19 protein-coding genes are annotated in these 23,952 nt (G+C 34.9%); 12 read left to right on the top strand and 7 right to left on the bottom strand.

Going from position 1 to position 23,952, the window contains the following annotated elements; genetic code table 11:
* Window positions 1–5: 5 nt before the first annotated feature.
* The 5 genes from ACLU24_RS05205 to ACLU24_RS05225 are packed head-to-tail and all read right to left on the bottom strand — an operon-like array spanning window position 6 to window position 5,458.
* Window positions 6–1,403 carry an undecaprenyl-phosphate glucose phosphotransferase gene (locus tag ACLU24_RS05205; protein ID WP_412610810.1) on the bottom strand — a complete coding sequence of 466 codons (1,398 nt, stop codon included), beginning with the start codon at window positions 1,401–1,403 and terminating at the stop codon, window positions 6–8.
* A gap of 39 nt (window positions 1,404–1,442) precedes the next feature.
* Entirely contained in the window at window positions 1,443–2,741 is a 1,299-nt protein-coding gene (locus ACLU24_RS05210; RefSeq protein WP_412610811.1) for an Ig-like domain-containing protein, read from the bottom strand.
* A 13-nt stretch (window positions 2,742–2,754) separates the two neighbouring features.
* Window positions 2,755–3,885 carry a glycosyltransferase gene (locus ACLU24_RS05215; RefSeq protein ID WP_412610812.1) on the bottom strand — a complete coding sequence of 377 codons (1,131 nt, stop codon included), beginning with the start codon at window positions 3,883–3,885 and terminating at the stop codon, window positions 2,755–2,757.
* A complete protein-coding gene (locus tag ACLU24_RS05220) occupies window positions 3,872–4,660 on the bottom strand; it encodes an ABC transporter ATP-binding protein (protein WP_412610813.1) in 789 nt (262 codons plus the stop codon). The genes ACLU24_RS05215 and ACLU24_RS05220 overlap by 14 nt, the downstream gene beginning before the upstream one ends.
* Window positions 4,661–4,675: 15 nt before the next feature.
* Window positions 4,676–5,458 (bottom strand): ABC transporter permease, encoded by a 783-nt coding sequence (locus tag ACLU24_RS05225; RefSeq protein ID WP_412610814.1) that lies wholly within the window; start codon window positions 5,456–5,458, stop codon window positions 4,676–4,678.
* A 273-nt stretch (window positions 5,459–5,731) separates the two neighbouring features.
* Between ACLU24_RS05225 and hemZ the strand changes: the two genes are divergently transcribed.
* The 5 genes from hemZ (at window position 5,732) to ACLU24_RS05250 (ending at window position 14,011) form a co-directional block, all read left to right on the top strand.
* Window positions 5,732–7,210: a coproporphyrinogen dehydrogenase HemZ gene (hemZ, locus tag ACLU24_RS05230; RefSeq protein ID WP_412610815.1), complete on the top strand. Its 1,479-nt coding sequence runs from the start codon at window positions 5,732–5,734 to the stop codon at window positions 7,208–7,210.
* A complete protein-coding gene (locus ACLU24_RS05235) occupies window positions 7,194–8,156 on the top strand; it encodes a uridine kinase family protein (RefSeq protein WP_412610817.1) in 963 nt (320 codons plus the stop codon). Before hemZ ends, ACLU24_RS05235 begins: the two co-directional genes overlap by 17 nt.
* Window positions 8,157–8,241: 85 nt before the next feature.
* Complete coding sequence (locus tag ACLU24_RS05240) at window positions 8,242–8,685, top strand: zinc-ribbon domain-containing protein (protein WP_412610818.1); 444 nt, start codon at window positions 8,242–8,244, stop codon at window positions 8,683–8,685.
* 180 nt (window positions 8,686–8,865) lie between these two features.
* Window positions 8,866–10,632: a putative polysaccharide biosynthesis protein gene (locus ACLU24_RS05245; protein ID WP_412610819.1), complete on the top strand. Its 1,767-nt coding sequence runs from the start codon at window positions 8,866–8,868 to the stop codon at window positions 10,630–10,632.
* A gap of 625 nt (window positions 10,633–11,257) precedes the next feature.
* Complete coding sequence (locus tag ACLU24_RS05250) at window positions 11,258–14,011, top strand: cation-translocating P-type ATPase (RefSeq protein ID WP_412610821.1); 2,754 nt, start codon at window positions 11,258–11,260, stop codon at window positions 14,009–14,011.
* A gap of 70 nt (window positions 14,012–14,081) precedes the next feature.
* Here ACLU24_RS05250 and spoVAE read toward each other — a convergent pair whose 3' ends face one another.
* Entirely contained in the window at window positions 14,082–14,450 is a 369-nt protein-coding gene (gene spoVAE, locus ACLU24_RS05255) for a stage V sporulation protein AE (protein WP_412610822.1), read from the bottom strand.
* A gap of 161 nt (window positions 14,451–14,611) precedes the next feature.
* On the opposite strand from spoVAE, the gene ACLU24_RS05260 reads away from it, so the two are divergent.
* Window positions 14,612–15,574 carry an NAD(P)H-dependent glycerol-3-phosphate dehydrogenase gene (locus ACLU24_RS05260; RefSeq protein ID WP_412610823.1) on the top strand — a complete coding sequence of 321 codons (963 nt, stop codon included), beginning with the start codon at window positions 14,612–14,614 and terminating at the stop codon, window positions 15,572–15,574.
* A 96-nt stretch (window positions 15,575–15,670) separates the two neighbouring features.
* Here the strand turns inward: ACLU24_RS05260 and ACLU24_RS05265 are convergent, their stop codons facing one another.
* Entirely contained in the window at window positions 15,671–17,047 is a 1,377-nt protein-coding gene (locus tag ACLU24_RS05265) for a glycine--tRNA ligase (RefSeq protein WP_412610825.1), read from the bottom strand.
* Window positions 17,048–17,500: 453 nt separating this feature from the next.
* Here ACLU24_RS05265 and ACLU24_RS05270 point away from each other — a divergent pair, with 453 nt between their 5' ends.
* The 6 genes from ACLU24_RS05270 to ACLU24_RS05295 all read left to right on the top strand — a co-directional run bounded on the left by ACLU24_RS05270 (window position 17,501) and on the right by ACLU24_RS05295 (window position 23,297).
* Complete coding sequence (locus ACLU24_RS05270) at window positions 17,501–18,265, top strand: hypothetical protein (protein ID WP_412610827.1); 765 nt, start codon at window positions 17,501–17,503, stop codon at window positions 18,263–18,265.
* 16 nt (window positions 18,266–18,281) lie between these two features.
* A complete protein-coding gene (locus tag ACLU24_RS05275; protein WP_412610828.1) occupies window positions 18,282–19,982 on the top strand; it encodes a vWA domain-containing protein in 1,701 nt (566 codons plus the stop codon).
* 29 nt (window positions 19,983–20,011) lie between these two features.
* Window positions 20,012–21,160: a toxic anion resistance protein gene (locus ACLU24_RS05280; RefSeq protein WP_412610830.1), complete on the top strand. Its 1,149-nt coding sequence runs from the start codon at window positions 20,012–20,014 to the stop codon at window positions 21,158–21,160.
* A 486-nt stretch (window positions 21,161–21,646) separates the two neighbouring features.
* A complete protein-coding gene (locus tag ACLU24_RS05285; RefSeq protein WP_412610831.1) occupies window positions 21,647–22,288 on the top strand; it encodes a TetR/AcrR family transcriptional regulator in 642 nt (213 codons plus the stop codon).
* Between the two features lie 68 nt (window positions 22,289–22,356).
* On the top strand, window positions 22,357–22,875 hold the full coding sequence (locus tag ACLU24_RS05290; RefSeq protein WP_412610833.1) for a hypothetical protein: 519 nt from the start codon (window positions 22,357–22,359) through the stop codon (window positions 22,873–22,875).
* 11 nt (window positions 22,876–22,886) lie between these two features.
* A complete protein-coding gene (locus ACLU24_RS05295) occupies window positions 22,887–23,297 on the top strand; it encodes a hypothetical protein (RefSeq protein WP_412610835.1) in 411 nt (136 codons plus the stop codon).
* Window positions 23,298–23,952: the final 655 nt, after the last annotated feature.

Raw genomic sequence — 23,952 nt, forward strand, 5'->3', positions numbered from 1 at the left:
CCAAGTTAAAATCCATTTTTTGAGAAAATGCCTTTGGTTATGGTCATAAATAGAATTTTTATATCAAACATAAATGTCCAGTTATCTATATAATACATATCATATTTAATTCGTTCCTCAATAGAAGTATTTCCGCCTCTTAGGTCGTTCACCTGTGCCCAGCCTGTCATACCAGGTTTAACATAATGTTTTAACATATATTGAGGAATTGATTTTTGAAATTTCCGAACGAAAAAAGGGGTTTCGGGTCTTGGCCCTATAAGGCTCATATTTCCTATAAGTACATTGAAAAGCTGTGGAAGCTCATCAATACTGAAACGTCTTATGAATTTTCCGACCCTTGTGCAACGTTCATCATCTTTTTCTGTCATTTTATCTAAGATTTCAGAATTTTCTTTCATAGAGCGAAATTTGTACATAACAAATCTTTTTCTGTTATAACCTATACGCTCCTGTTTAAATATAACCTTACCTTTAGATGTAACCTTTATAGCTATTGCAACGCCGAGCATAAGCGGGGAGGTTATTATGATTCCTATAATTGATATGACAATATCGCATAAACGCTTTATAAAGGCATTAAATCTGTTATCAAGCGGGACATTTCTTAGACTCATTACCGGCACAGAGCCAAAGTTGCTGATATATATTCTTGAAGAAAATGAGCCGAATATATTTGGAATGATTGAAGTTTTTATTCCAAAGCGTTCGCAAATATTATAAACTGTCAGTAGGATTTTTTCGTTGTTATCACTTGTCATAAGTACAGCCTCGTCTATGGTATTAGACTCAAAATATCTTGAAAGAGCTTTATAAGAGCCAAGAAAAGGCTTTTTTATGCTGCTTAATGGTTTTTCACTAAAATATCCTGCAATCTCATAGCCGAGGTCAGGATTTTTTTTAATATTCTCTATAAATTTTTCAGTACAGTTATTTATACCAACTATAACTATATATTTTTTATTATAGCCCTTGCTTCTTAGATATCGTAATATTTTTCTTAAAAAAAATCTATATGCGATAGTTATCATCGTATCTGATAGAAAGAAGATAATTAAAAAAAGCTGTAACTGATAGATAGATTCAGTTATAAGCAAGATGAGTTCAAGTATAAAGAAAGCGGTAATATTTGCTTTGATTATATTTATAGCTTCATATCTCAAACGAGTTGTTCTATAAGAGCGATATAGGTCATATAGAGCATATAGCATAAGATGTAGAAGAACTAAACCCAAAGAAAGTATGATTAAAACAAAACCGTCATTTTTTATATGCGTACTGCTAAGGTCTATTTTTTGAATATTAATTGATATAAATAAAGCAATTATAATACTTAAAATAGCAGATAAAGCGTCTACAAAGACATGTATAGTGTTAAATTTTCGTTGGTTCTGTTTTATCATTATCTCACTTCCAATATTGAGAAATCTTGCTTTGCAGTATTAATCTAATGTATCCTCACGAAGCTTTTTCTGAATTATAAATTTCTTGTATAATTTTACAAACCATAAGAATAAGATAAAAACTATCAGAAAAATTGCTGATATATAGATTAAACTATATTGTGTGGATTCTGCTTCAAGTACATTTACTTTACATACAGCACTACTTTTTCCATCAGGAGTTTTATAAGTGATATCAGCATAACCGCTCTTTATTGCAACGAGTTCACCTTTATCATTAATATCTACAACAGATTTATCTGAACTTGTTATTTTTAGTTTAGTAATATCAGCATCGCGAGGTGTAGTTGTAATATTTAGTTCTTTGATATCGCCAATATTCATAGAGAGATATTCTTTTGAAAGACTTACAGTTTTTGGAATTGTATTTTCCTCGGATTTAAGTTCACCCTGAACTGCAATAATAGTTCCTTTATTGAATATAGCAGTGTATTTTATGTCCTTTCCGCTTACAGTAATTTTATTGCTGTGAATTACTTTTTTAGATGAATTATCGTAATATGAAAGAGTATAAGTACCATCTTTAATTCCATTAAAAGTAAAGTTTCCAAATGCATCTGTAGTAGCAGTTGCATAATAATTCTTTTTCTTTTTGGTATATGAGATTGCGATGGTAGTGTTCTTATAGAATTTATTAGAGGCGTTTAAAAAGGTTCCGCTAACTTTTCTGCCCGATACATATTCTGCTCCTTCGCCTACATTAACCTTGCAAAGACGGGTTATTTTGCCAAAGGTGGCATTGATTGTTGCAGAACCATTTTCGATGGCTTTAATTGTGCCATCTTCATTAACAGAGGCAATTTTTTCATCATTGCTTGAAAAGTTTGAAGTTTTTGAGAATACATATTCATCTTTATTAAAATTATAAAAAATTGAAGAAGAACTGCCTTTTCTTAAATAAAGCTCTGATTCTGCAAGATTGATAACCTCGGTGTTTTTATTTTCAGTGACTTTTACCTTGCAGGTTGTAAAATTAAGACCGTCTCCGCTTGTTATAACAATTTCAGTAGAACCTTTTCCAGTAGCAATGATAAGGCCTCCGGTTGAAACATTTGCTATATTGGTATCCTTAGAATAAAAAGTAGCATCTTGACTGTCTTTAGATGGAATAACTGTCCATTTAAGCTGATATGAATTTCCTACTGCAAGGCTTATATCGTTTTTATCGAGTACAATGCCCTGAGATGCTGCATTTGCAGGAAATTGAAACAGCGAAAGTGTTATCAGAATAAAAAGCATAATGCTTGGTATTTTTATAGATTTTAATTTATCTTGCATGGAATGACCTCCATTAAACAGAATGAATTGGAATTGCTTCGGGCAACTGAAGATAGTAACGCAAGAGAACCTCTGTTGCTTCTGAAACTTCGTATTTGCTTTCGAGAAATACATTTTTTTGTATGTCTTTATAAAGCTTAGTATCTGAAATTTCAGACATTTTTACTGATAAGGCTCTTTGGTCGTTATCCGCAAAAAGCATACCGTTAAAGCCGTCAATTATCAAATCTTTGTGTCCTTTAACATTTGATGCAATAACGGGAATCCCACATTCAAGAGCTTCCATTATATTAAATGGCAAACCCTCTATATGACTCGCAGATATAACAACTTGTGCTGAACGATATAAGATATTCGTATCTGAAATATGTCCTAAAAATCGTACTTTATGTGAAATCTCATAATATTCAGCGAGAAGTTTAGCGTTTTCAATAAGTTCACCTTCACCAGCAAAGAGAAGTAACGAATTGGGTTTTACTTTCAATAGCTCAGAAAATGCTTTTATAATAAGCTGTTGATTTTTTCTTTCAGAAAATTCAGCTACGCAGAGAAAAACAAAATCTTTTTCATTTATGCCAAGAGATTTGCGGAAGATATTACATTCGTCAGAACTTAAAGCAGGAAATCTATCAGGATTAATTCCCATGCCATTTATTTGTTGAATGTTTTTGCAGAGAGAATATTTTTTCGCAATCTCAAAGTCATTGTTATTCATTGTAAGCAATAAATCAATTTTTGAGGCAGTTGCTTTTTCAATATTACAATAAAGCTTTGCCTTTCTTGAATTATCGTCGTTGAAAAGATAACCATGACATATGTATATATGATAGGGCTTCTTTTTCATTTTCGGAATTGCAAGTCTTGTAATAATTCCTGCGAGGGTTGTATTTGAAATTATCACATCGTAGGAATTGGCTTTTATTATTTTAGAAAGTTGATTTATTGTTCCGATATTTCTCGGGGAATAGATTTTTTTTCTAAATGTAAGATTATATGAGTAATCTACTAAGTCTTGTTTTACATAACCCTCTGTTGCAGTATCAACAATATGACCGTTTTGACGCAGAGAGTTTATTGCTGAGATATGAAAATTCTCAATATGTGATGCTCTTGATGCTGTAAACAAAAATTTAAGCTTTTTCATCTTTTAATGCCTGAACTTCTTTTGCCATACGGTTTTGTTCTTCTATATATCTTTTGTAGGCGATACATACTTCACGAACATTGCCATTCTGAATAACTCTACCTTTATCAAGCCATAAAGCCTTTTGGCAGGTCTTGATAACTGAATTTATATTATGTGAAACATATAAAATAGTTGTACCCTCTTTAAGCAGACTAGAAATTCTTGTTTCACATTTCTTTCTGAATCTTGCATCGCCAACTGAAAGGACTTCATCAGCAATAACTATATCAGCATGAACAGAAGTTGCAATCGCAAAACCAAGTCTTGCAAGCATACCTGAGGAAAAATTTTTGACGGGAACATCAACAAATTCCTCCAGTTCAGCAAAGGTTATAATATCATCAAAACGCTTTTTCATAAAATTAGTTGAATGACCGTGCATAGCACCGTTGAGGTATATATTTTCTCTTGCCGAAAGTGTAGGTTCAAAGCCACCGCCTAAGGCGATGAGTGGAGCTATAGTGCCTTTTGTATAAATAGTTCCATGTGTAGGCTCCATAATTCCGGCAATAAGTCTTAGCAAAGTAGATTTACCTGAACCATTAACGCCGACAAGCCCTATAGATTCACCCTTTTTTAGCTCGAATGAAACATTTTCCAAAGCCCAAAATTCATCAAAGAAAAGGTTGCCTTTAACCATATCTATGAAATATTGCTTTAGGCTTGTTTGCTTATTTTTGCTTAGGTTGAACATCATATAAACATTGTCAACCTTGACTGATGTTTCAGCCATTTTATTCCCTCCAAATTATAGGTAGTTATAGAATTTACCTCTTTTTTCTTTAAATACAAGTATTCCAAGAGCTAAGGTGAGTACAGCATAACAAGTTGCAACAATCAAGGTTTTCTCATTAGGAACTGTATTATAAATGAAAGTTTCTCTTAAAATTCTTATATATAGATATAACGGGTTGAAATCCCATACAAAACGATATTCAACAGGAATAATATCAATCGGATAGAATATAGGTGTAAAGAAATTAAGCGCATAGGTGAGGATACCATAAAGATGGTATAAATCTCTGAAAAACACGCCATATGCAGCGAGAATGAGCGAACAGCCAAGAGTAAATATAAGAGCAAGTAAAATCGGTAAAGGGAAAAGCAACATTGTAAGATGTAGCGGTACATTTAAAATAAAAGCTAATACTAACATCGGAATAGATGAAAATAGAAGCGTTATAAAAGCAATTATTACATTAGAAAGGCAATACATATATTGTGGGACTTTAAATTTTCGAAAAACGCTGGAATGAAAATAAACCGAAGTAAGCGATTGCTTAGTTGCGGTTACGAAGAAAGTTAATATAAGGTGACCAGAAATATTATAAATAGGATAATATTCAATTGACCTTTTAAAAAGAGTAGAAAATATGATTGTTAAAATAAATGCCATAATCAAAGGATTAAGCACTGTCCAAAGAACACCGAAAAAGGACTTATAATATTTCATCTTGAAATCTCTTTTAATAAGTTCCTTTAAGAATGGCAGATATTCCATAAATTCATATAAAGCTTTATTTTTTATCATTAGATTCTCTCCAATATAGTTTTTAAGTTTAACTAAACTAAATTATAACACTTTTTAGGGTTGTATGTCTATACATATGAACTGACAAATTATTGTTTTTAGATGATTTTAATGTAAAATTATGTTTTTTTATAAAAGGATAAATTGTATATAAATTACATATACTTATCAATTTGCATATATTGTATATTTTGAGTGAAAGGCTTTTCTTGATTAAAATAAATATGTGTGATATTATGAAATTAATAAATTTTTAAATTAAGGATTGCTGTTATGAATATCTATATTATAAATAATCCCTTTCATTATGAGATTGAAAATCTGACTCGTGCATTTTTTAATAATGAAAAAATGAATGTCATAAAATGCGATGAAAATATAAATCGTGAAAAGCCTTTTGTCGCAATAGAACTTATAAAGCACGAAAAAGATTCTGATATAATTGTAAGCTTTGCTGATGAAGATTTTGAAAAGACTTTATCTAAAAAAATAGATGGCGAGTTTGATTCTGAGTATTCGGAATGTGAAAGAGCGGCTGCCATTATGCTTTTTGAGATATTGAGCGAATATACAGGCATAAGACTTCCTTGGGGAATATTAACAGGAGTTCGTCCGATAAAGCTTTTGCATAACCTCGTGAGAGAACTTGGCACAGACGGTGCAGATAAATATTTCAGAGAAAAGTTGCTTGTTACTGAGCAGAAAACAAAGCTTGCACTAACAACAGAAAAGAATGAGCGTAAAATTCTTGAACTTTCAAAGCCTGATTCATTCAGCCTTTATATATCCGTTCCGTTCTGTCCGACAAGATGTTCTTATTGTTCATTTGTTTCTCAGTCGATAGAAAAAGCAAAAAAGCTTGTTGAGCCATATCTTGATTTACTATGTCAAGAGATAAAATATACAGCTGAAATAGCCAAAGAACTCAATCTCAGACTTGAAACTGTATATATAGGCGGAGGTACCCCGACAACTTTTTCCGCTGAACAGCTTACAAAGCTTATTGCTGCGATAAATGCTTCTTTTGATATGAAAAAATGCCGAGAATTTACGATAGAAGCAGGCAGACCGGATACTATAACTCGTGAAAAGCTTGAAGCAATTCTTGATGGTGGCTGTGATAGAATAAGCATAAATCCACAGACTTTGAATGATGAAGTTCTGGAGGCTATCGGCAGACGACACACCGCCGCACAAACCTTAGAGGCATATAAGCTTGCGGAAGAAATCGGCTTTAAGCATATAAATATGGATTTAATTACCGGGCTTCCAAAAGATACTCCAGAAACTTTTAAATATACTCTTGATACCTTGTGCGAACTTTCGCCTGCAAGCATAACTGTTCATACTCTTGCTATGAAGCGTTCGTCTTTCCTTACGCTTGGCGGAGCATTGGTCAAGACAGGTGCAGAGCCACCGGCAGCTATTATGATGAAATATTGCGAGGAAAAACTTCCACAATTCGGCTACCACCCATATTATCTGTATCGTCAGAGCAGAATGGAGGGTAATCTCGAAAATGTAGGTTGGTCTAAAGATGGTTTTGATGGCTTATATAATGTATATGTTATGGACGAAACCCATACAATTCTTGCTTGTGGGGCAGGCGGAGTTTCTAAACTTCGTGAACCGGGAGTAAATCATCTTGAACGAATATTTAACTATAAATATCCATATGAATATATCAACGGTTTTGATGAAATGCTAAGACGAAAGGAGCAGATTAAGACTTTCTATGGTAATCTTAAATAATACATACAGAAGATATTCTTATAATCTTCCTGTAATAAACTACTATGCTGAAAATGAGGCTAAAGACTTTATAGATACAGTAGAGGAACAGTTTCACAGCGACTTGGATAATATTGCTGAAAACATTATGGGACTTGAAAAACAGTGTAATATCATAATGCTTACAGGTCCGTCATCAAGTGGAAAAACTACAACAGCAAAACTACTTGAATCAAAGTTTGAAAGTGCTGGCAGAAATACTCATATAATTTCTCTTGATAATTTCTATACAGGAAAGAAAAATATTCCTAAACTTCCGAATGGTGAGTATGATTTTGAGGCTCTTGAGGCACTGGATATTCCATATATAAAATCTTGTATAAAAAGTATTCTTACAAATGGCAGTTGTATGCTACCTAAGTATAGCTTTACAAAGGGCGAAAGAGAGCCTATTTTCACAGAGCTTAAAGTTGAAAAGGATAGCATTATAATAATTGAAGGAATCCACGCACTTAATCCGATATTCACAGAGGGAATAAATGCAGATGGTATCAAGAAAATTTATATAAGTGTAAAGCAGGGTATAAAAAATACTGAAAAGAAAATTTTGAGAGCGGAGGATATACGCTTTTTGAGAAGACTTGTCAGAGATACGGCGTTCAGAGGTTCTGATGGTGAGGAAACTATATCTATGTGGGATAATGTCTGCCTTGGCGAAAGAAAGTATATTCGTCCGTTTAAATATATGAGCGATTATACTTTGAATACATTTCACCCATATGAAGTATGCATTTTGAAAAATGACGCAATAAGAATACTTTCTGAAGTTGATAGAAGCTGTGAAGATTATAGATATGCTGAGAGGATAATTTCAGCCTTGGAACAGTTCTCTGCGATAGACCAAGAACTTGTACCAAAAGACTCTCTTTTGAGGGAATTTATAGGCGGCAGTTCGTTTGAATATTAACTAAAAAACTATTGAAGATGTAGACAGTTTGTGCTATACTTTAGGATATACTTTAATCGAAAAAATAAAAAAGGAGTGTCTGTTTATGGGAATACTTGAAGATGCAATCTATAATGCAAAGACTGCCGCAGGTTTTGTTGGCAAAAAGGCAGAAAAATTCGTTGATATTTCTAAGCTTACTATTTCAGCCGCAGAACTTAGCAGCGAGATTTCTAAAAAGTGCGAAATTCTTGGACGAGTAGTCTATGAAGCAAAGACAAGCGACAAGTGCTATGATAAAGCAATAGCGGAACTTGTTGAAAAGATTTCAGACCTCAAGGGACAGCTTGATTCTGTAAATGAACTTATTGCAGAAACAAAAAACAGAGCAAAATGCCCTAAATGCAGTACTGTAAATTCTAAAGATGCAATTTTCTGTGGAAAATGTGGCGAAAGACTTAGAAATTCAGAAGATATGCCACAGCCTGATGAAGCAGAAGAACCAGAGGAAACAGCAGAAAATACAGTTGAAACTTCTACTGAAGAATAATATTGCAATTTAAAAATTGTGTTAATTGGTTTCGACGCATATAGCGTGGATTGAAATAATCTAAATTAGTATTTTGACGGGCGAACACAGTTCGCCCCTAATATTTGCAGTATTATTTGCGTAAAAATCTGATTTTATGAGTTTGTCGGAAATTACGCTGCACTGTAGGGAGGTTAATGAGTGCTTAGAAAAAAAAGTATACCAAAAGCAAGAAAAAATCAATCCTTTTTACAGGGAGCTTTTATTCTTGCGGCAAGTATGATTATTGTTAAAACATTCGGAATGGTTTATAAAATCATCCTTGCAAATATGTTCGGTGGTGTTGGTACAGGTCTTTTTAATGCTGCTTATGCACTATATAACCCGCTTTTTATGCTTGCTACTGCAGGATTTCCTATTGCTATTTCACGAATGGTTTCGGAAAGCGTAGCAAACGGTAGGTATAAAGATGTAAAGAAAATACATAGAGTGTCTGTTCCTATATTTATAGTTACAGGCTGTGTGTGTTTTCTTTTAATGGTGGGCGGAAGCTTTATTTATGTTAACCTTATTAAGACACCAAATGCTATTTTTGCAATATTGGCTCTTGCACCGACAGTTCTTTTCGGTTGTCTGATGTCAATATACAGAGGTTACTTTGAGGGTATGCGAAATATGGTTCCGACAGCAATTTCGGAAATTATAGAAGCAACCTTCAAACTTTTTGTCGGACTTACTATGGCATATCTCACAATTAAGTTTGGCACAAATCAGTATGAAACAACGGGTTATGTTCTTGGAATGAAATGCTCAAGTCTTGAACAGGCAACGGATTATATCATGCCTATTGCAGTAGGTGCGGCAATTACAGGAATATCTCTTGGCGGAATTATGGGCTTTGTATTCCTTTATATCCGTTATAGAAAGAACGGTGACGGAATCACTCAAGAAGAGCTTGCAAATTCTCCAAGACCTCGTTCAGACAGAGAAACAATAAAAATACTTGTAAGAACAGCTATTCCTGTCGGTATGGGTGCGATTTTGTTAAGTATTACAGATGTTATAGATACATCTATCGTACAAAGCCGAATCTATGATATTATGCAGACCAATCCAGACGCATTGCTTAATGTTTATGGAACGCTCTTGCCGGATAGTGTATATTATGCAGGCACAACGCACACCTATCTTTTCGGCTGCTATGGTTATAGCTCAACTTTGACTATGCTCATAACAGCACTTACACAGGTATTCGGCTCGAGTGCTTTGCCATCGGTAACTGCTGCTTGGGCAAGTAAGGATAAAGCAAAGCTAAAACAAAGTCTTGAGGCAGTTTTAAGAATAACTTTGGTAGTTACAATTCCATCAGGTATCGGACTTTCGGTTCTTTCTGAGCCTATACTTGGTTTGATTTACAGCAGCCCTAATGTATCTAACGAAGTAGAAATTGCTTCTAAGGTTTTGACCACAATGGGCATAGCTATTATCTTTGTCGGAACAGCAACACCTATATGCAGTATGCTTCAGGCTGTTGGCAGAGTTGATTTACCGGTTAAGCTTATGGCTATCGGCGTTGCCGCTAAGATTGTTACTAACTATGTTCTCGTTGGTATTCCTGAGATAAATATTCAGGGTGCACCTATTGGAACATTCGTATGCTATTTGTTTATATCTGTTGTGGGAGTATTCTTCCTTTGCAGGCATACCAAAATCGTGCCAAACTTTATGTCGATACTTGTGAAGCCGCTTCTTGCATCGCTTGTGTGCGGAGTTGGAGCTTTTGTATCATATCATCTTTTTGATTATTTTATGAGTGGAAAGATTGCTACAATTCTTGCAGTTGTAGTTGCTGTAATAGTATATATATTCTGCCTGTTTATTTTTAAGGCTATACAAAAGGACGATGTTCTTCAGATGCCAAAGGGCGAAAAAATTGCAAGATTTCTTGAGAGAAAGGGAATTTTTTAAACTTAAAAATTTGTTTTTGCAGAATATTTTATTGACAGCTAATATTTGATATGATAAAATACAAATATTAGGAATCCCTTGTGGGGGAGTAGTAAGCGTACTTAATGTGCGTAGTAAGTCAACACTCATGGCTCTTTATAAAAGACCTGGCTTGCTTTAAATTACCAGACTCACACATAACTCTAAACGAGGCTATGTGTTGAGTCTTTTTTATTATCTAAGGATAAGCCACTTAGCTAACGTACTTTCCTAAGACAGTTAAAAGTTTAGGTCAAGCCTTTTTAAAGGCTTGCAGTTTCCAAAGGTAGTCACCTACGGCAGAGCCTTTGGTGGGTTTTAAGGGCGAAGCCCTTAATATCATCTTGCCCACTTAGGGGCGAACTAAGTTCGCCCCTAAATTTCTTTTGGTAGTAACATTAGTAAATAAGGGCGGACAAAGTCCGCCCTCAAGAGTAAAGAATGTTAAGGGCGTTGCCCTTAAAACCTATGAGGGACTCCGTCCCTAAACCCTGCAAGCTTTTGAAAAAGCTTGAGCAAAACTTTTAATTGTCTTAGAGAAAAATATAAACTGATTTGGGTTGTTGAGAGGATTTTTAAATTTTATATAAAGGAGAAATAATAAGTTATGAAAAAACAGCAAAATGTAGAAACTTTTTCGACTTTCAAACTTGCAAACGAGTATGAAACGGACTTGAAAAACGGTTTGACCGAAAAAGAAGCTAAAAGACGCTTGGAGCTTTTTGGCGAAAACAAACTCAAAGAAAAGAAAAAGAAACCTTGGTTCTTGGTTTTTCTTTCACAGCTTAATGACCCTATGATTTATGTACTTTTTGCCGCAATAGCTGTCACAATAGGTGTATCAACATATGAAACAGTTAATTGGCTGAAAGCAGGTAATGCGTTTAATTTTTTAGAAGTCGGCGACTGGCCTGATGTTATAATTATCCTTGCGGTTATCATAATAAATGCAATTATCGGAACAGTTCAGGAATTAAAAGCACAATCTTCACTTGACGCATTGAAAAAAATGTCAAGCCCTGAATCTACTGTGATTCGTGATGGTAAGCGCAAGAAAGTTAAATCAAGTGAGCTTGTTCTTGGTGATATTGTTGTGCTTGAAGAAGGCGATACAATAGGTGCGGATTTAAGACTTATAGAATCGGCTAATCTTAAAGTAAATGAATCAAGTCTTACTGGCGAATCTATGCAGGTTGAAAAGAACGCAGATATTATATTCAGTGAACCTGTTGGCGTTGCAGACAGAGTTAATATGGTCTATATGTCAACGCCTGTAACATATGGCAGAGGAATGGGTATTGTAAGTGGTTGTGGAATGGAAACTGAAATAGGTAAAATTGCTTCTGCTCTTGATAACGAGCAGGAAGAACTTACACCACTACAAAAGGTTCTTGCAAAGCTTTCTAAAGCACTCGGAATAATAACACTTATAATAGTTCTCCTTGTACTTGCAGTTGACCTTGTATGGATTTTTGTTGACGGTAAGGGTACAAATATTGAGGCTTATATAGAAGCTATCCTTTCATCGATTTCACTTGCGGTTGCGGCTATACCAGAGGGCTTGCCAGCAGTTGTAACAATAGTTCTTGCTATTGGTGTGCAAAAGATGGTTAAGGCAAATACGATTGTAAGAAAACTTCCTTCCGTTGAAACGCTTGGTGCGGTTTCTGTTGTATGTTCAGATAAGACAGGTACACTTACTCAAAATAAGATGACCGTTGTTGAGGCATACTGCAATGGTCAGGTTGTAGTTGGTTCGGATTTTAAAGCCCAGAAAAGTAATGAATTTAGATTCCTTGCAAAAGGTATGAGCCTTTGCTCTAATGCTACTGTTGATGATGGCTTATATGGTGACCCGACAGAAATTGCACTTGTCAACTTTGCGAATGAACTTAATCTTCATAAGAAATATCTTGAAACAACTTTCCCAAGAATAGATGAACTTCCATTTGATAGTGACAGAAAAATGATGACTACTGTTCACAATGAAAACGGAAGGAATGTTGGTTATACAAAGGGCGCTTTGGATTCTATCTTGAAGCATACAACTAAAATCCTTGAAAATGGCAAGGTCAGAAATATTACAGATGACGACATAAAGAAAATTTATAGCATAAATAGCTATTTCAGCGATAAGGCTCTCAGAGTCCTTGCTCTTGCATATCGTATGACAGACAAGCCAATAGAGGACGATTTGATTTTTGTCGGTTTGGTAGCAATGATAGACCCTGAAAGACCTGAGGCGAAGGGTGCAGTTGAAAAATTCAAGCGAGCAGGTATTGCAACTGTTATGATTACAGGCGACCATAAGGATACAGCCTTTGCAATAGCTAAAAATCTTGGAATTTGCGAAACAAAGGAGCAGTGCCGAACAGGCGCAGAAGTTGATGCAATGAGTGAAGATGAGCTCAAAGAATGTTGCAATACTGTAAGAGTTTTTGCAAGAGTTTCGCCTGAAAATAAGGTTCAGATTGTTAAGGCATTTAAAGCGAACGGAAACATCTGCGCTATGACGGGTGACGGCGTTAATGACGCCCCAAGTCTTAAAGCTGCTGATATTGGTATAGCAATGGGTATTACTGGTACAGATGTCGCTAAAGGCGCAGCTGATATGGTTCTTACTGATGATAACTTTGCATCTATCGAAAAGGCTGTTGAAGAGGGCAGAGGTATCTTTGCGAATATCAAAAAAACGATTATATTCTTAATTTCAAGCAATATTGCCGAAGTTCTTGCTATGTTCTTTATCATATGTCTTGGTTTGCCTGCACCACTTATTGCTATTCATCTTTTGTGGGTAAATCTTATTACGGACAGCTTGCCCGCGATTGCTTTGGGTATGGACCCTAAAGCACCTGATGTTCTTGATGAAAAACCAAGAGACCCGAAAAAGGGTATCTTTGCCGACGGCGGAGTTAAGCTGACGGCCGGTTTTGGCATTGTAATAACAGTAGCAGTTCTTATCTCATATTTTGCAGCAGGTTGGCTCAATGGTGTTTTCTCTCTTGGAGATATAAAAGCACTTTATGAAGGCAATGCAGATATACTTCATCAGGCACAGACAATGGCATTTACAACCCTTGCATTCTGCGAACTTTTCCATATGGTAGGTATGAGCAATGTCAAGAAATCATTTATTCATGTTTTCAGCAACAAAAACTGGATGATGGCACTTGCATTTGTAGTTGGTATCGGACTTCAATTTTTGGTTATTGAAGTTCCTGCTGTCAGAGCTGTTTTCTCAACAGCAAATCTTACAGGCAACGAATGGGTTATAACAGCAATATGTTCTATACTTCCGTTGATAATACATGAGATAGTAGCTCTTGGTTATTCTATCCGCAGTAAAAAATCTAAATAAATACAAAATTGCATTAGAACACAGATTCTAATGCAATTTTATATAGCCTAATGTTTTTGTTGTTTTAAATTTATTTTTTTGCTCTTGGCTTTGAAATTAACGCTGCTAAATATCCAAAGAAAATTGCTGCGGCAATTCCTGCTGCACATGAACTTATTCCACCAGTCAATACACCAAGCCAGTTATCTTCTTCTACAGCAGCTTCTACTCCTTTTGCAAGCGTGTATCCAAATCCCGAAAGAGGAATAGTAGCTCCCGAACTTGCAAATTCAACTATTGGTTCATAGATTCCGATTGCAGTAAGAACAACACCTGATACTACAAAAATTACAAGTATTCTTGCGGGGGTGAGCTTAGTTTTATCTATAAGTATTTGTGCGATAAGGCATATCAGACCACCTACTGCAAAAACCTTGACAAATTCCCAAAGTATATCCATATGATTTTGCTCCTTTTTTTATTATAAATTTATATTTTACTGTTTTTAGAAAACTATTCATATATTTCAAAGAAAATGTTCATGTTTTAATGTGAAATATAGATTTTCGGAATCTGATGTGTTATAATTTTTATATAATTGATTCAACGGAGGATTTTATAATGAATATAACCTTGCTTGGCTGTGGAAGATGGGGTTCTTTCATTGGCTGGTATCTTGATAAAATTGGTCATAAAGTTAAGATATGGGGTCTTGCAGATGCTCCACAATTTATAGAACTAAAAACAACAAGAAAAAATAATATGCTTAGCTTTCGTGAATCTATTGAATTTACGGATAATCTTGAAGAAGCTGTTGCTTCTGCGGATGTTATGATTATTTCTATAAGTTCGCAAGCTTTGCGCTCGTTTATGGCAAGGCTTTCTAAGTTGGATTTAAAGGGTAAAACAATAGTTCTTTGCATGAAGGGAATAGAGGTTGCCACAGGAAAGCGTCTTACTGAGATTGTTTCAGAATTTATAACAGATGAAACAAAGCTTGCCGTTTGGGTTGGTCCGGGACACCCTCAAGATTTCAGTAATGGTATTCCGAACTGTATGGTTATCGATTCAAACGATGATGAAGTTAAGCATTTCCTTATTGATGAATTTTCAAGCGAACTTATTCGTTTTTATGTTGGTAAAGACTTAATAGGAAGTGAAATTGGTGCTGCATCTAAGAATACTATCGGAATAGCGGCAGGTATGCTAGATGGTATGCGTCTTTCATCTCTGAAAGGTGCTTTGATGTCAAGAGGTACACGAGAGATTGCAAGACTTATCAAGGCGATGGGAGGAAATGAACTTTCTGCCTATGGCTTGTGTCATCTTGGCGATTATGAGGCTACATTGTTTTCACCATATAGTCACAATCGTCGCTATGGTGAAATGCTTGTAAAGGGCGAAAAGTTTGCACAGCTTGCTGAAGGTGTAGATACAACGAAGGCACTTGTATTTCTTGGTGAAAAATATAATGTGGATTTACCGATATGTAAGGCGGTTAATAAGGCACTTCTTGGTGAGTATACGCCTAAGGAATGTTTGGACGAACTATTTTTGAGAAGCCTTAAACCAGAATTTTATTAATAGATTTTTATGCGAATCCGAAAGGGTTCGCATTTTTTGTGCAAAAAAATAACGGTAAAGCTGTTTAGCCTTACCGTTATAATTCAGAATTTTATTTTAGAATGAAATCTTTTCATTGATATAATCAACAAGCTTATCAATGGAAATTCTTTCCTGTGCCATAGTATCTCTGTCACGGATAGTTACGCAACCATCATCAACAGATTCAAAGTCATATGTTATGCAGAAAGGTGTACCGATTTCGTCCTGACGGCGATAACGCTTACCGATAGAACCTGCATCATCATATTCAACCATAAAGTGCTTTTGGAGCATCTCAAATACTGCCTCAGCCTTGTCATTAAGCTTCTTAGAAAGTGGAAGAACAGCAGCCTTGAATGGTGCAAGAGTTGGGTGAAGTCTTAATACAACACGAGTATCCTTTTCGTCAATAACTTCCTCATCATAAGCCTCTGTCATAAGTGCGAGGAAAAGTCTTTCTACGCCAAGTGAAGGCTCAATAACATAAGGAATATAACGGGAATTGTCTGTTGGGTCGAAATATTCAAGACTCTTACCAGAAGTATTCTGATGCTGAGTAAGGTCATAATCTGTTCTGTCAGCAACGCCCCAAAGTTCGCCCCAACCGAATGGGAAGAGGTATTCAAAGTCTGTTGTAGCCTTAGAATAGAAGCAAAGTTCCTCTTTGGAGTGGTCACGAAGTCTAAGGTTTTCCTCTTTGATATTGAGAGAATAGAGCCAATCACGGCAGAAACCTCTCCAGTAATCGAACCATTCGAGGTCAGTACCAGGTTTGCAGAAGAACTCAAGCTCCATCTGCTCAAATTCTCTTACTCGGAAAATGAAGTTACCTGGAGTAATTTCGTTTCTGAAAGATTTACCAATCTGAGCAACGCCGAAAGGAACTTTTTTACGGCTTGTACGCTGAATATTAGCGAAGTTTACGAAAATACCCTGTGCTGTTTCAGGACGAAGATAGATTTCGTTCTTGCTATCCTCAGTAACGCCTTGGAAAGTCTTGAACATAAGATTGAATTGGCGAATATCTGTGAAATTGTGCTTGCCGCAGAGTGGGCATGGAATTTGCTTTTCTTTGATGTAGTTCATCATTTCCTCGTTAGACCAACCTGCAACATTAGTGCCGTCAAAGTCTTCGATAAGGTTATCTGCTCTGTGACGAGTTTTGCATTCACGGCAATCCATAAGAGGGTCAGAGAAACCGCCGAGGTGACCTGATGCAACCCATGTCTGTGGGTTCATAAGAATAGCAGAATCAAGTGCAACATTATATTTATTTTCCTGAACGAATTTCTTGTGCCAAGCGGATTTGATGTTATCCTTAAGTTCTCTGCCGAGAGGGCCGTAATCCCAAGTATTAGCAAGACCGCCATAGATTTCAGATCCTGGGTAAACAAAACCTCTGTTTTTACAGAGAGCTACAATTTTGTCCATAGTCTTTTCAGTATTTTTCATTTCAACGCTTCCTTTCATTGTGCGTGATATTGACATATGAATTTATTTTACCATTTTATCGGTAAATCTTCAATAGCTGAAAGGCAAATTTTATAAAAATGGTGGTTTCTTAACTCAAAATAAGACTATCATTTAGTTGGTGGATTTTATATAATATTATATAAAAAGTTTTGCTAAATATTTTTCAAAGGATTGCAAGGGTGAGGATAGAGTGTCTTGTAAATTTTAAAGTGGCTGAGTAAAGCTTGTACATATAAGTCTTATTCGTTGAATTATTATATGTTTTGCTTATAACCTGTAGTAAGTATATATTTATTTTTGAAATATATTGAAATTTATAAACGAAAGTGTTATTATATATTTGTTGACAAATTTTATGCAAAATAGTAAAATTAACTTGATATTATATGATTGTTGCTCCGCTACAACATTATTATTTTGGGAGGATATAAAATGTCAAAAAAACAGATAATCAAACTTCTTTGTTTGAATCTGGGAATAGCCTTACTTAATGTAATACTCTTTTCAGCAGGTTTTGTAGGGTTGAATTTCAGCGGTAATGCTTTTACTACCGCTCTCGGCGTAACTGTTATAGTGATGAGTATAGTAGCATTTTTATATGGAAACTATACGATACTCTTTAAACAGCCGTCTATACAGCTTTTTAAAAATACCGAGCTTGTTGATGATAAGGATTACATAGATGCTTTGGAGGAAAGACGAGAGAAAAAAGTTTTTGATGAGGAAATTTCAAATGCAATAGACCAAGTTTATCGTTTGCAAGATAAGGACAAGGCTTTGGATAGTATTCTTGCACAATATTTCTCACCACAGGAAATGACCTATACGAAATTTCAAAGTGTTATAGATTCTGTACAGGCTCTTTTCTATAATAATCTTAAAAAAATGATTAACCGAATGATAATCTTCGACTATAAGGATTATACCAAACTTATAAATAAGCTTAAAAACGCCCCGACTTCTGATGGTATAACAGTTGCTTCAAAATCGGCCGGTACACAACTTAAAATCTATAATGAACATATAGATTATGTTAAGGGACTTGTGGATATGAATGAAAGCATTTTAGTAAAGCTCGATAGCCTATTGCTTGAAATCTCTAAGCTTGATGATATTGATGAGGCTGGTCTTGAAGAACTTACAGCAATTCAGGAAATCAATGATTTGATTTCTCAGACAAAATATTATAAGAATTAATTTTAGGAGGTAAAAAATGACTAATTTGTCTAATGGTAAAAAAATTGCGATTTTCGCAGGCATTGCTATTGTTGTTTTCGGACTTGTTTTCGGCGGGATTATGTTGACTAAAGATGTTGGAAAAAGCCAAGAAACAATAACAAGTGAACAGGCTGAAAATCAGATGAACAAACTGCTTGGTGGAATCAGTGTTACAAATGTAGACCCTATAAAAGCATCTATAAGTGATGATGATATATTGAGCGAGGAAGAGGAACTTCCTGATATATCCAAAACACCTTTGACAGTAACAGGTAATGGCGAAATCAATATCGAAATTTTTGCCTCTCCTGAAAAAGCAGGCGAAGATACTGACGGTTGGATAAACGAAGTTGCAAAGAATTTTAATAATGAAAATTATAAAATTAATGGTAAGACTATTTCCGTTTCAATCCGTTCCGTTACATCAGGTCTTGGTGTAGATTACATAACCTCGGGAAAATATGTTCCAGACGCTATCACACCATCAAATGAATTTTGGGGTAAGATGATAGAGGCAAAGAATGTAAATGTTAAGCTTAAAGAGAAAAAGCTTGTCGGCAATGTTGCAGGCGTTCTTATCTCTAAAAATAAGTATAATAAGATGATTAAAAAATATGGTTCTGTAAATATGAAGGTTATCACAGAGGCTACTGCAAATAACGAAATTGCAATGGGTTATACCAATCCTCTTGTTAGCTCCACTGGTTTTAATTTCCTTGTAAGTACGCTTTATTCATATGATACTGATGACCTTCTAAGTGAAACAGCTACTGAGGGTTTTAAGAAATTTCAGCAAAATGTTCCGCTTGTTTCTTACAATACTTTGCAGATGAGAAAATCTGCTGAATCAGGCTCTCTTGACGCTTTTGTTTTGGAATATCAATTATATGTTAATGACCCTACATTGAAAAATGACTATGTTTTTACACCATTTGGTGCAAGACACGATAACCCAATGTATGCAGTTGGAACACTTTCAGCTGATAAAGAATCCGTTTTGGATAAATTCTGCGAATATTGCCTTAATGACGCATCTCAAAACCTTGCAAAGCAGTATGGCTTTAATCAGAATGATTCTTATAAGTCAGAACTTCCTAATGATATTGACGGCAGTAAGCTTTTAAGCGCTCAAAAGCTTTATAAGAAAAATAAGAATAGCGGTAATCCGATTATAGCAGTATTTATTGCCGATACTTCAGGAAGTATGGCGGGCGAATCTATCAACGCGCTTCAAACTTCACTTATAAACTCTATGCAGTATATAAATAAAGAAAATTATGTAGGACTTGTTTCATATAATAGCAAGGTTTATGTAAATCTCCCAGTAGCAAAATTTGACCTTAATCAGCAGGCTCTATTTAAAGGCGCTGTGCAAAGTCTTGAGGCTAATGGGCAGACCGCTACATATGATGCAGTTATAGTTGCACTTGATATGCTTAATAAAGCTAAGAAAGACCATCCCGATGCTAAGCCGATGCTTTTCCTTTTGAGTGATGGTGAGCAAAATACAGGCTGTTCTCTTAATGATATTTCGTCTGTGCTCAGCAACTATGAGGTTCCGGTATATTCAATCGGATATAATGCAAATATCGCTGCGCTTAATCAGATTTCTGAGATAAACGAGGCGGCTACAATCAATGCGGATAGTGATGATATTGTCTATCAACTTAAAAATCTTTTCAATTCAGAAATGTAATATAAAATATATAATAAGGAGGATTACAGATGGGATTTTCAATGGATTTACCTGATGTAGATGCGGTTAAAGAGGAAGTTAAGGTTGAGCTTGCGCCAAAGCCTGAGACAGAGGATAAGCTTGAAAAAATTGCCGACAACAACACACAGTCACTTTTTACAGTTGATTTAGGTTCTCTTGAAGGTAGGAGAGAGATAGTTTCTTCAGTTGACAGCTTTGGCAATGATGTTGTTGAAAAGTCAACAAGAAAGAATGAACTTCTTAGTGTCCGTCTTGCAGATTTAAGCAAGATGGGCGGAGAGAATGGCGAGGTCGTAAATGGTCTTGCACAGCTTCAAACTCAGATGAAGGACCTCGACCCATCAGGCATAGACTTTGTCAAAAATGGTGTTTTAGGAAAGCTTTTCAACCCTATTCGCAATTATTTTGCAAAATTTGAAAAGGCTGATACTATTATAGCAGAAACAATCGAGTCACTTGGCAAGGGTAAAGCAACTCTCAAGAATGATAATACAACACTCGAGATTGAACAGCTTGCTTTAAGAGATTTAACACAAAAGCTTACACAGCAAATCGACCTCGGAATGAAAATGGACGAATCCATTACTTCCGCAATCGAACAAGCTAAGGTACAAAATGTTGATGAGGAAAGAATAAAATTTATTGAAGAAGAGGTTCTCTTCCCATTAAGGCAAAAGGTTATGGATTTACAACAGATGCAGGCTGTTAATATGCAGGGTATCATTGCGATGGAAATTGTTCGCCGTAACAATAAGGAATTGATTCGTGCGGTTGAAAGAGCAGAGAGTGTAACGGTTTCAGCTCTTAGAATAGCAGTTACAGTAGCGAGTGCTTTGTATAATCAGAAGGTTGTGCTCGAAAAGGTTAATGCCGTAAATGAGGCAACAAATAAGATTATTGGTGCAACAGCAAAGATGCTCAAAGACCAAGGAGCAAGTATTCAACAACAGGCTATGGAGGCAAATATTTCTGTCGATACACTTAAAAGTGCTTTTGCAGATACATTTGATGCCCTTGATGCTGTTACTGAATATAAATCTAAGGCTTTGCCACAGATGAAAACAACTATTGAGCAATTCAAAACTTTGGCTGATGAGGGTCAGAAGCGTATCGAAAGTATGGAACATAGAGAAAGTGAGCTTGATAAGCTTAAATAATCTATAAATAAAAATCTAAAAAGACGCTATATGAATAGTAATTCTATTTATATAGCGTCTTATTTTTTAGATAAAACTAAGATATGATAAATAAATTGATACTCGCATAATGTAATAAATGGGATAAAAACAACAAAATGCTTAAAATTTGGAATTAGTTGAAATAATTGAATATCAAGGATATTTAACTTGATAATGTCTTAAACTTTCGAAAAATTAGAAAACAAGGTGTAACATAAAAATAATATTTTGCTTATTTCAATATGGCATAAAAGATTGCAAATTATGATTAATAAAATACATTATTTGGTGATAACTGTATTTGAAGGCTAAAAATTTAGTGATATTTATTTTTAAGTGTAGGACAACAAATCCTGATATTATTTTTGAATTATTTTAATTTTTTTTTCACAAGTGCTTGACAAGTAACCATTCGGTAACTATAATAAAGTTACCGAATGGTTACTTATGTAAAGGAGGACAATTATGGCCGGAGGCACAAAAGAGCGTATCATGGAGACTGCATTGGAACTATTTGCACAAAGTGGTTATTTGGGAACATCTATGAACGACATTGCAAAGCAGTTGGGAATTACAAAAGCTGCCCTATATAAACACTATAATAGCAAGCAGGAAATTTTGAATCGAATTGTGGAACAAATGAATGAAACGGATTATGAACGAGCGAAAGAATACGAAATGCCGGAAACAGAACCTGAAAGCTTTGCAGAAGCCTATTTACATACGTCGATTGAAAAAATTCGTATGTATAGTATGGCACAGTTTCGGCATTGGACAGAGGAAAAATTTTCTTCCTGTTTTCGTAAAATGCTGACATTGGAACAATATCGTGACCCGGATTTATCTAAGCTATATCAAAATTATCTTGCAACCGGACCATTGAATTATATGTCAGCTATTTTTAGAAAAATGACAAACTCTGATGAAATGGCAAAACAACTTGCACTGGAATTTTATGGACCAATATTTTTTCTCTATAGCGTTTATGATGCTGCAGATAACAAGGCACAAGTTTTTGATATGCTGGAAACGCATATTGAACGATTTATTGCACAGATAGAACTAATCCGTGGAAAGACGGTTGAAAATATTGTAGAGGAAAAGTAATGTTTTTATACCTAATAGAGTGAAAATTATGATTGTAACTCATTCTGAAAACAAGGAGTGGTTAATTTATGAATGTAATCATTTATACAAGCAATACTGGAAGTACGGAACAATATGCAAAATTATTGTCTCGTGAAACAGAGCTTCCTGTATATTCGCTGAAAGATGCTAAGAAAAAGGTTTCTGCCGATTCAGATATTATCTATCTTGGGTGGATTATGGCAGGTAAGGTTAAAGGTTATACCTATGCTGCCAAACACTACAAGGTACATGCTGTCTGTGGAGTCGGTATGGCTCAGACTGGAACACAAACGGATGTCATTCGGAAAAAGACGGCTATTCCTGTTGATATTCCGATATTCACACTGCAAGGAAATTTTAACTTAAAAAATCTTCGTGGTATTTATCATTTAATGATGGAGATTATGGTAAAAACTGCTGGCAAAGGTCTCAAAACCAAGCAGAATCGAACACCCGAAGAGGACGATATGCTTGATATGATGTTACATGATGGAAAGCGTGTAAGAGTTCAAAATTTAAGAGATATTCTTGAGTGGTACATAAAACAAAAAGATAATAAGAAATGAGGTGTTAAGCAATGAAACTTTATTTTGGAAATACAATTACAACGATTACAACTCTTATGCTTATTGCTATTTTAGGATTTATAGGATATTCTGTTTTTAATCGCAATAATATTCAGTATTGGGGACGCAGAAGTTTAATCTTATTAATTTTTGGTCTTATAGTCTGTTGCCTTGCAGCAACGCGAGATGGCTTAGATAAAACTATTCAGCATACTATTGACGGAAGTTGTGAACCAGGCATTTTTGAACTTATCAGCGTTCCAACCATAATTGGTTGTGTTGGTGCACTGATGATTATCATTGCTGCCATTGCGACACTGTTTGCAAAATCTCAGCATATACGAGAAATTTGGTTCTATTTGATGTCTATTGGTACAGTGCTTAAAATACTGACAATGGAGATTGCAAGAATCTTACTATGATGTATCTAATTTATGACTTATAATCCTGTTTAGGAGTATATATTTTCTATAAGGATACATATTACTTTATTTACGGAAATGCAATGCCAAATTTCTACAAAGCGTTTGTAACTGAATATTTTTTGAAAATACGGCTTTAATATGATATTTACGAATTTCAGATAATACCACTTGAATATCTTTGGTTTGATAAATGGTTATGGTCATAATCTCACTTAATGACACTGATATTTTCGGGATAACCTTTTCTTTGCTCATCAAAAGATGCATTTGTCAGTATTCCTCATAAGCTTTTCAAAAGTCGTCAACATCGCAAAATATTGCTAATAGTTATTCTATGAAAAGCTGTATTTTCTTTTGGTTGATGTTTGTTTTGTGTTTCCATTACACCAAATCCTGGGCAGATTTTCTTTTTTCATCGAATCTACGTTATTTAAGTATTAAAAAGCAGAAAGCTTGAGAACTGTCGTAAATAATACCGTTTTAGTTATTCAAGAAGAAAAAGGTTTATGTGAAAATTCCAACTGAAACCAAAACTATTATAAAAATTACCTGTTAATGAAGACTATTGACAAGGTTCTTAGAAAATATATAGAAGATAAGTAATATAATATATATATCATTAAATATGCAAAGTTACATCTTAGTTTTATGT

The organism is Pseudoruminococcus sp. (assembly GCF_047012705.1).
GTDB lineage: Bacteria > Bacillota > Clostridia > Oscillospirales > Acutalibacteraceae > Pseudoruminococcus.

Excerpts from the sequence above, each read along its gene's own strand:
- ACLU24_RS05270 (WP_412610827.1), top strand. The coding sequence starts at position 17,501 with ATGTCAAAAAAACAGATAATCAAACTTCTTTGTTTGAATCTGGGAATA.
- ACLU24_RS05290 (WP_412610833.1), top strand. The coding sequence starts at position 22,357 with ATGAATGTAATCATTTATACAAGCAATACTGGAAGTACGGAACAATAT.
- ACLU24_RS05250 (WP_412610821.1), top strand. The coding sequence starts at position 11,258 with ATGAAAAAACAGCAAAATGTAGAAACTTTTTCGACTTTCAAACTTGCA.
- ACLU24_RS05285 (WP_412610831.1), top strand. The coding sequence starts at position 21,647 with ATGGCCGGAGGCACAAAAGAGCGTATCATGGAGACTGCATTGGAACTA.
- ACLU24_RS05235 (WP_412610817.1), top strand. The coding sequence starts at position 7,194 with ATGGTAATCTTAAATAATACATACAGAAGATATTCTTATAATCTTCCT.
- ACLU24_RS05220 (WP_412610813.1), bottom strand. The coding sequence starts at position 4,660 with ATGGCTGAAACATCAGTCAAGGTTGACAATGTTTATATGATGTTCAAC.
- ACLU24_RS05225 (WP_412610814.1), bottom strand. The coding sequence starts at position 5,458 with ATGATAAAAAATAAAGCTTTATATGAATTTATGGAATATCTGCCATTC.
- ACLU24_RS05210 (WP_412610811.1), bottom strand. The coding sequence starts at position 2,741 with ATGCAAGATAAATTAAAATCTATAAAAATACCAAGCATTATGCTTTTT.
- ACLU24_RS05240 (WP_412610818.1), top strand. The coding sequence starts at position 8,242 with ATGGGAATACTTGAAGATGCAATCTATAATGCAAAGACTGCCGCAGGT.
- ACLU24_RS05265 (WP_412610825.1), bottom strand. The coding sequence starts at position 17,047 with ATGAAAAATACTGAAAAGACTATGGACAAAATTGTAGCTCTCTGTAAA.
- ACLU24_RS05205 (WP_412610810.1), bottom strand. The coding sequence starts at position 1,403 with ATGATAAAACAGAACCAACGAAAATTTAACACTATACATGTCTTTGTA.
- hemZ (WP_412610815.1), top strand. The coding sequence starts at position 5,732 with ATGAATATCTATATTATAAATAATCCCTTTCATTATGAGATTGAAAAT.
- ACLU24_RS05280 (WP_412610830.1), top strand. The coding sequence starts at position 20,012 with ATGGGATTTTCAATGGATTTACCTGATGTAGATGCGGTTAAAGAGGAA.
- ACLU24_RS05275 (WP_412610828.1), top strand. The coding sequence starts at position 18,282 with ATGACTAATTTGTCTAATGGTAAAAAAATTGCGATTTTCGCAGGCATT.
- ACLU24_RS05215 (WP_412610812.1), bottom strand. The coding sequence starts at position 3,885 with ATGAAAAAGCTTAAATTTTTGTTTACAGCATCAAGAGCATCACATATT.
- ACLU24_RS05295 (WP_412610835.1), top strand. The coding sequence starts at position 22,887 with ATGAAACTTTATTTTGGAAATACAATTACAACGATTACAACTCTTATG.
- ACLU24_RS05260 (WP_412610823.1), top strand. The coding sequence starts at position 14,612 with ATGAATATAACCTTGCTTGGCTGTGGAAGATGGGGTTCTTTCATTGGC.
- spoVAE (WP_412610822.1), bottom strand. The coding sequence starts at position 14,450 with ATGGATATACTTTGGGAATTTGTCAAGGTTTTTGCAGTAGGTGGTCTG.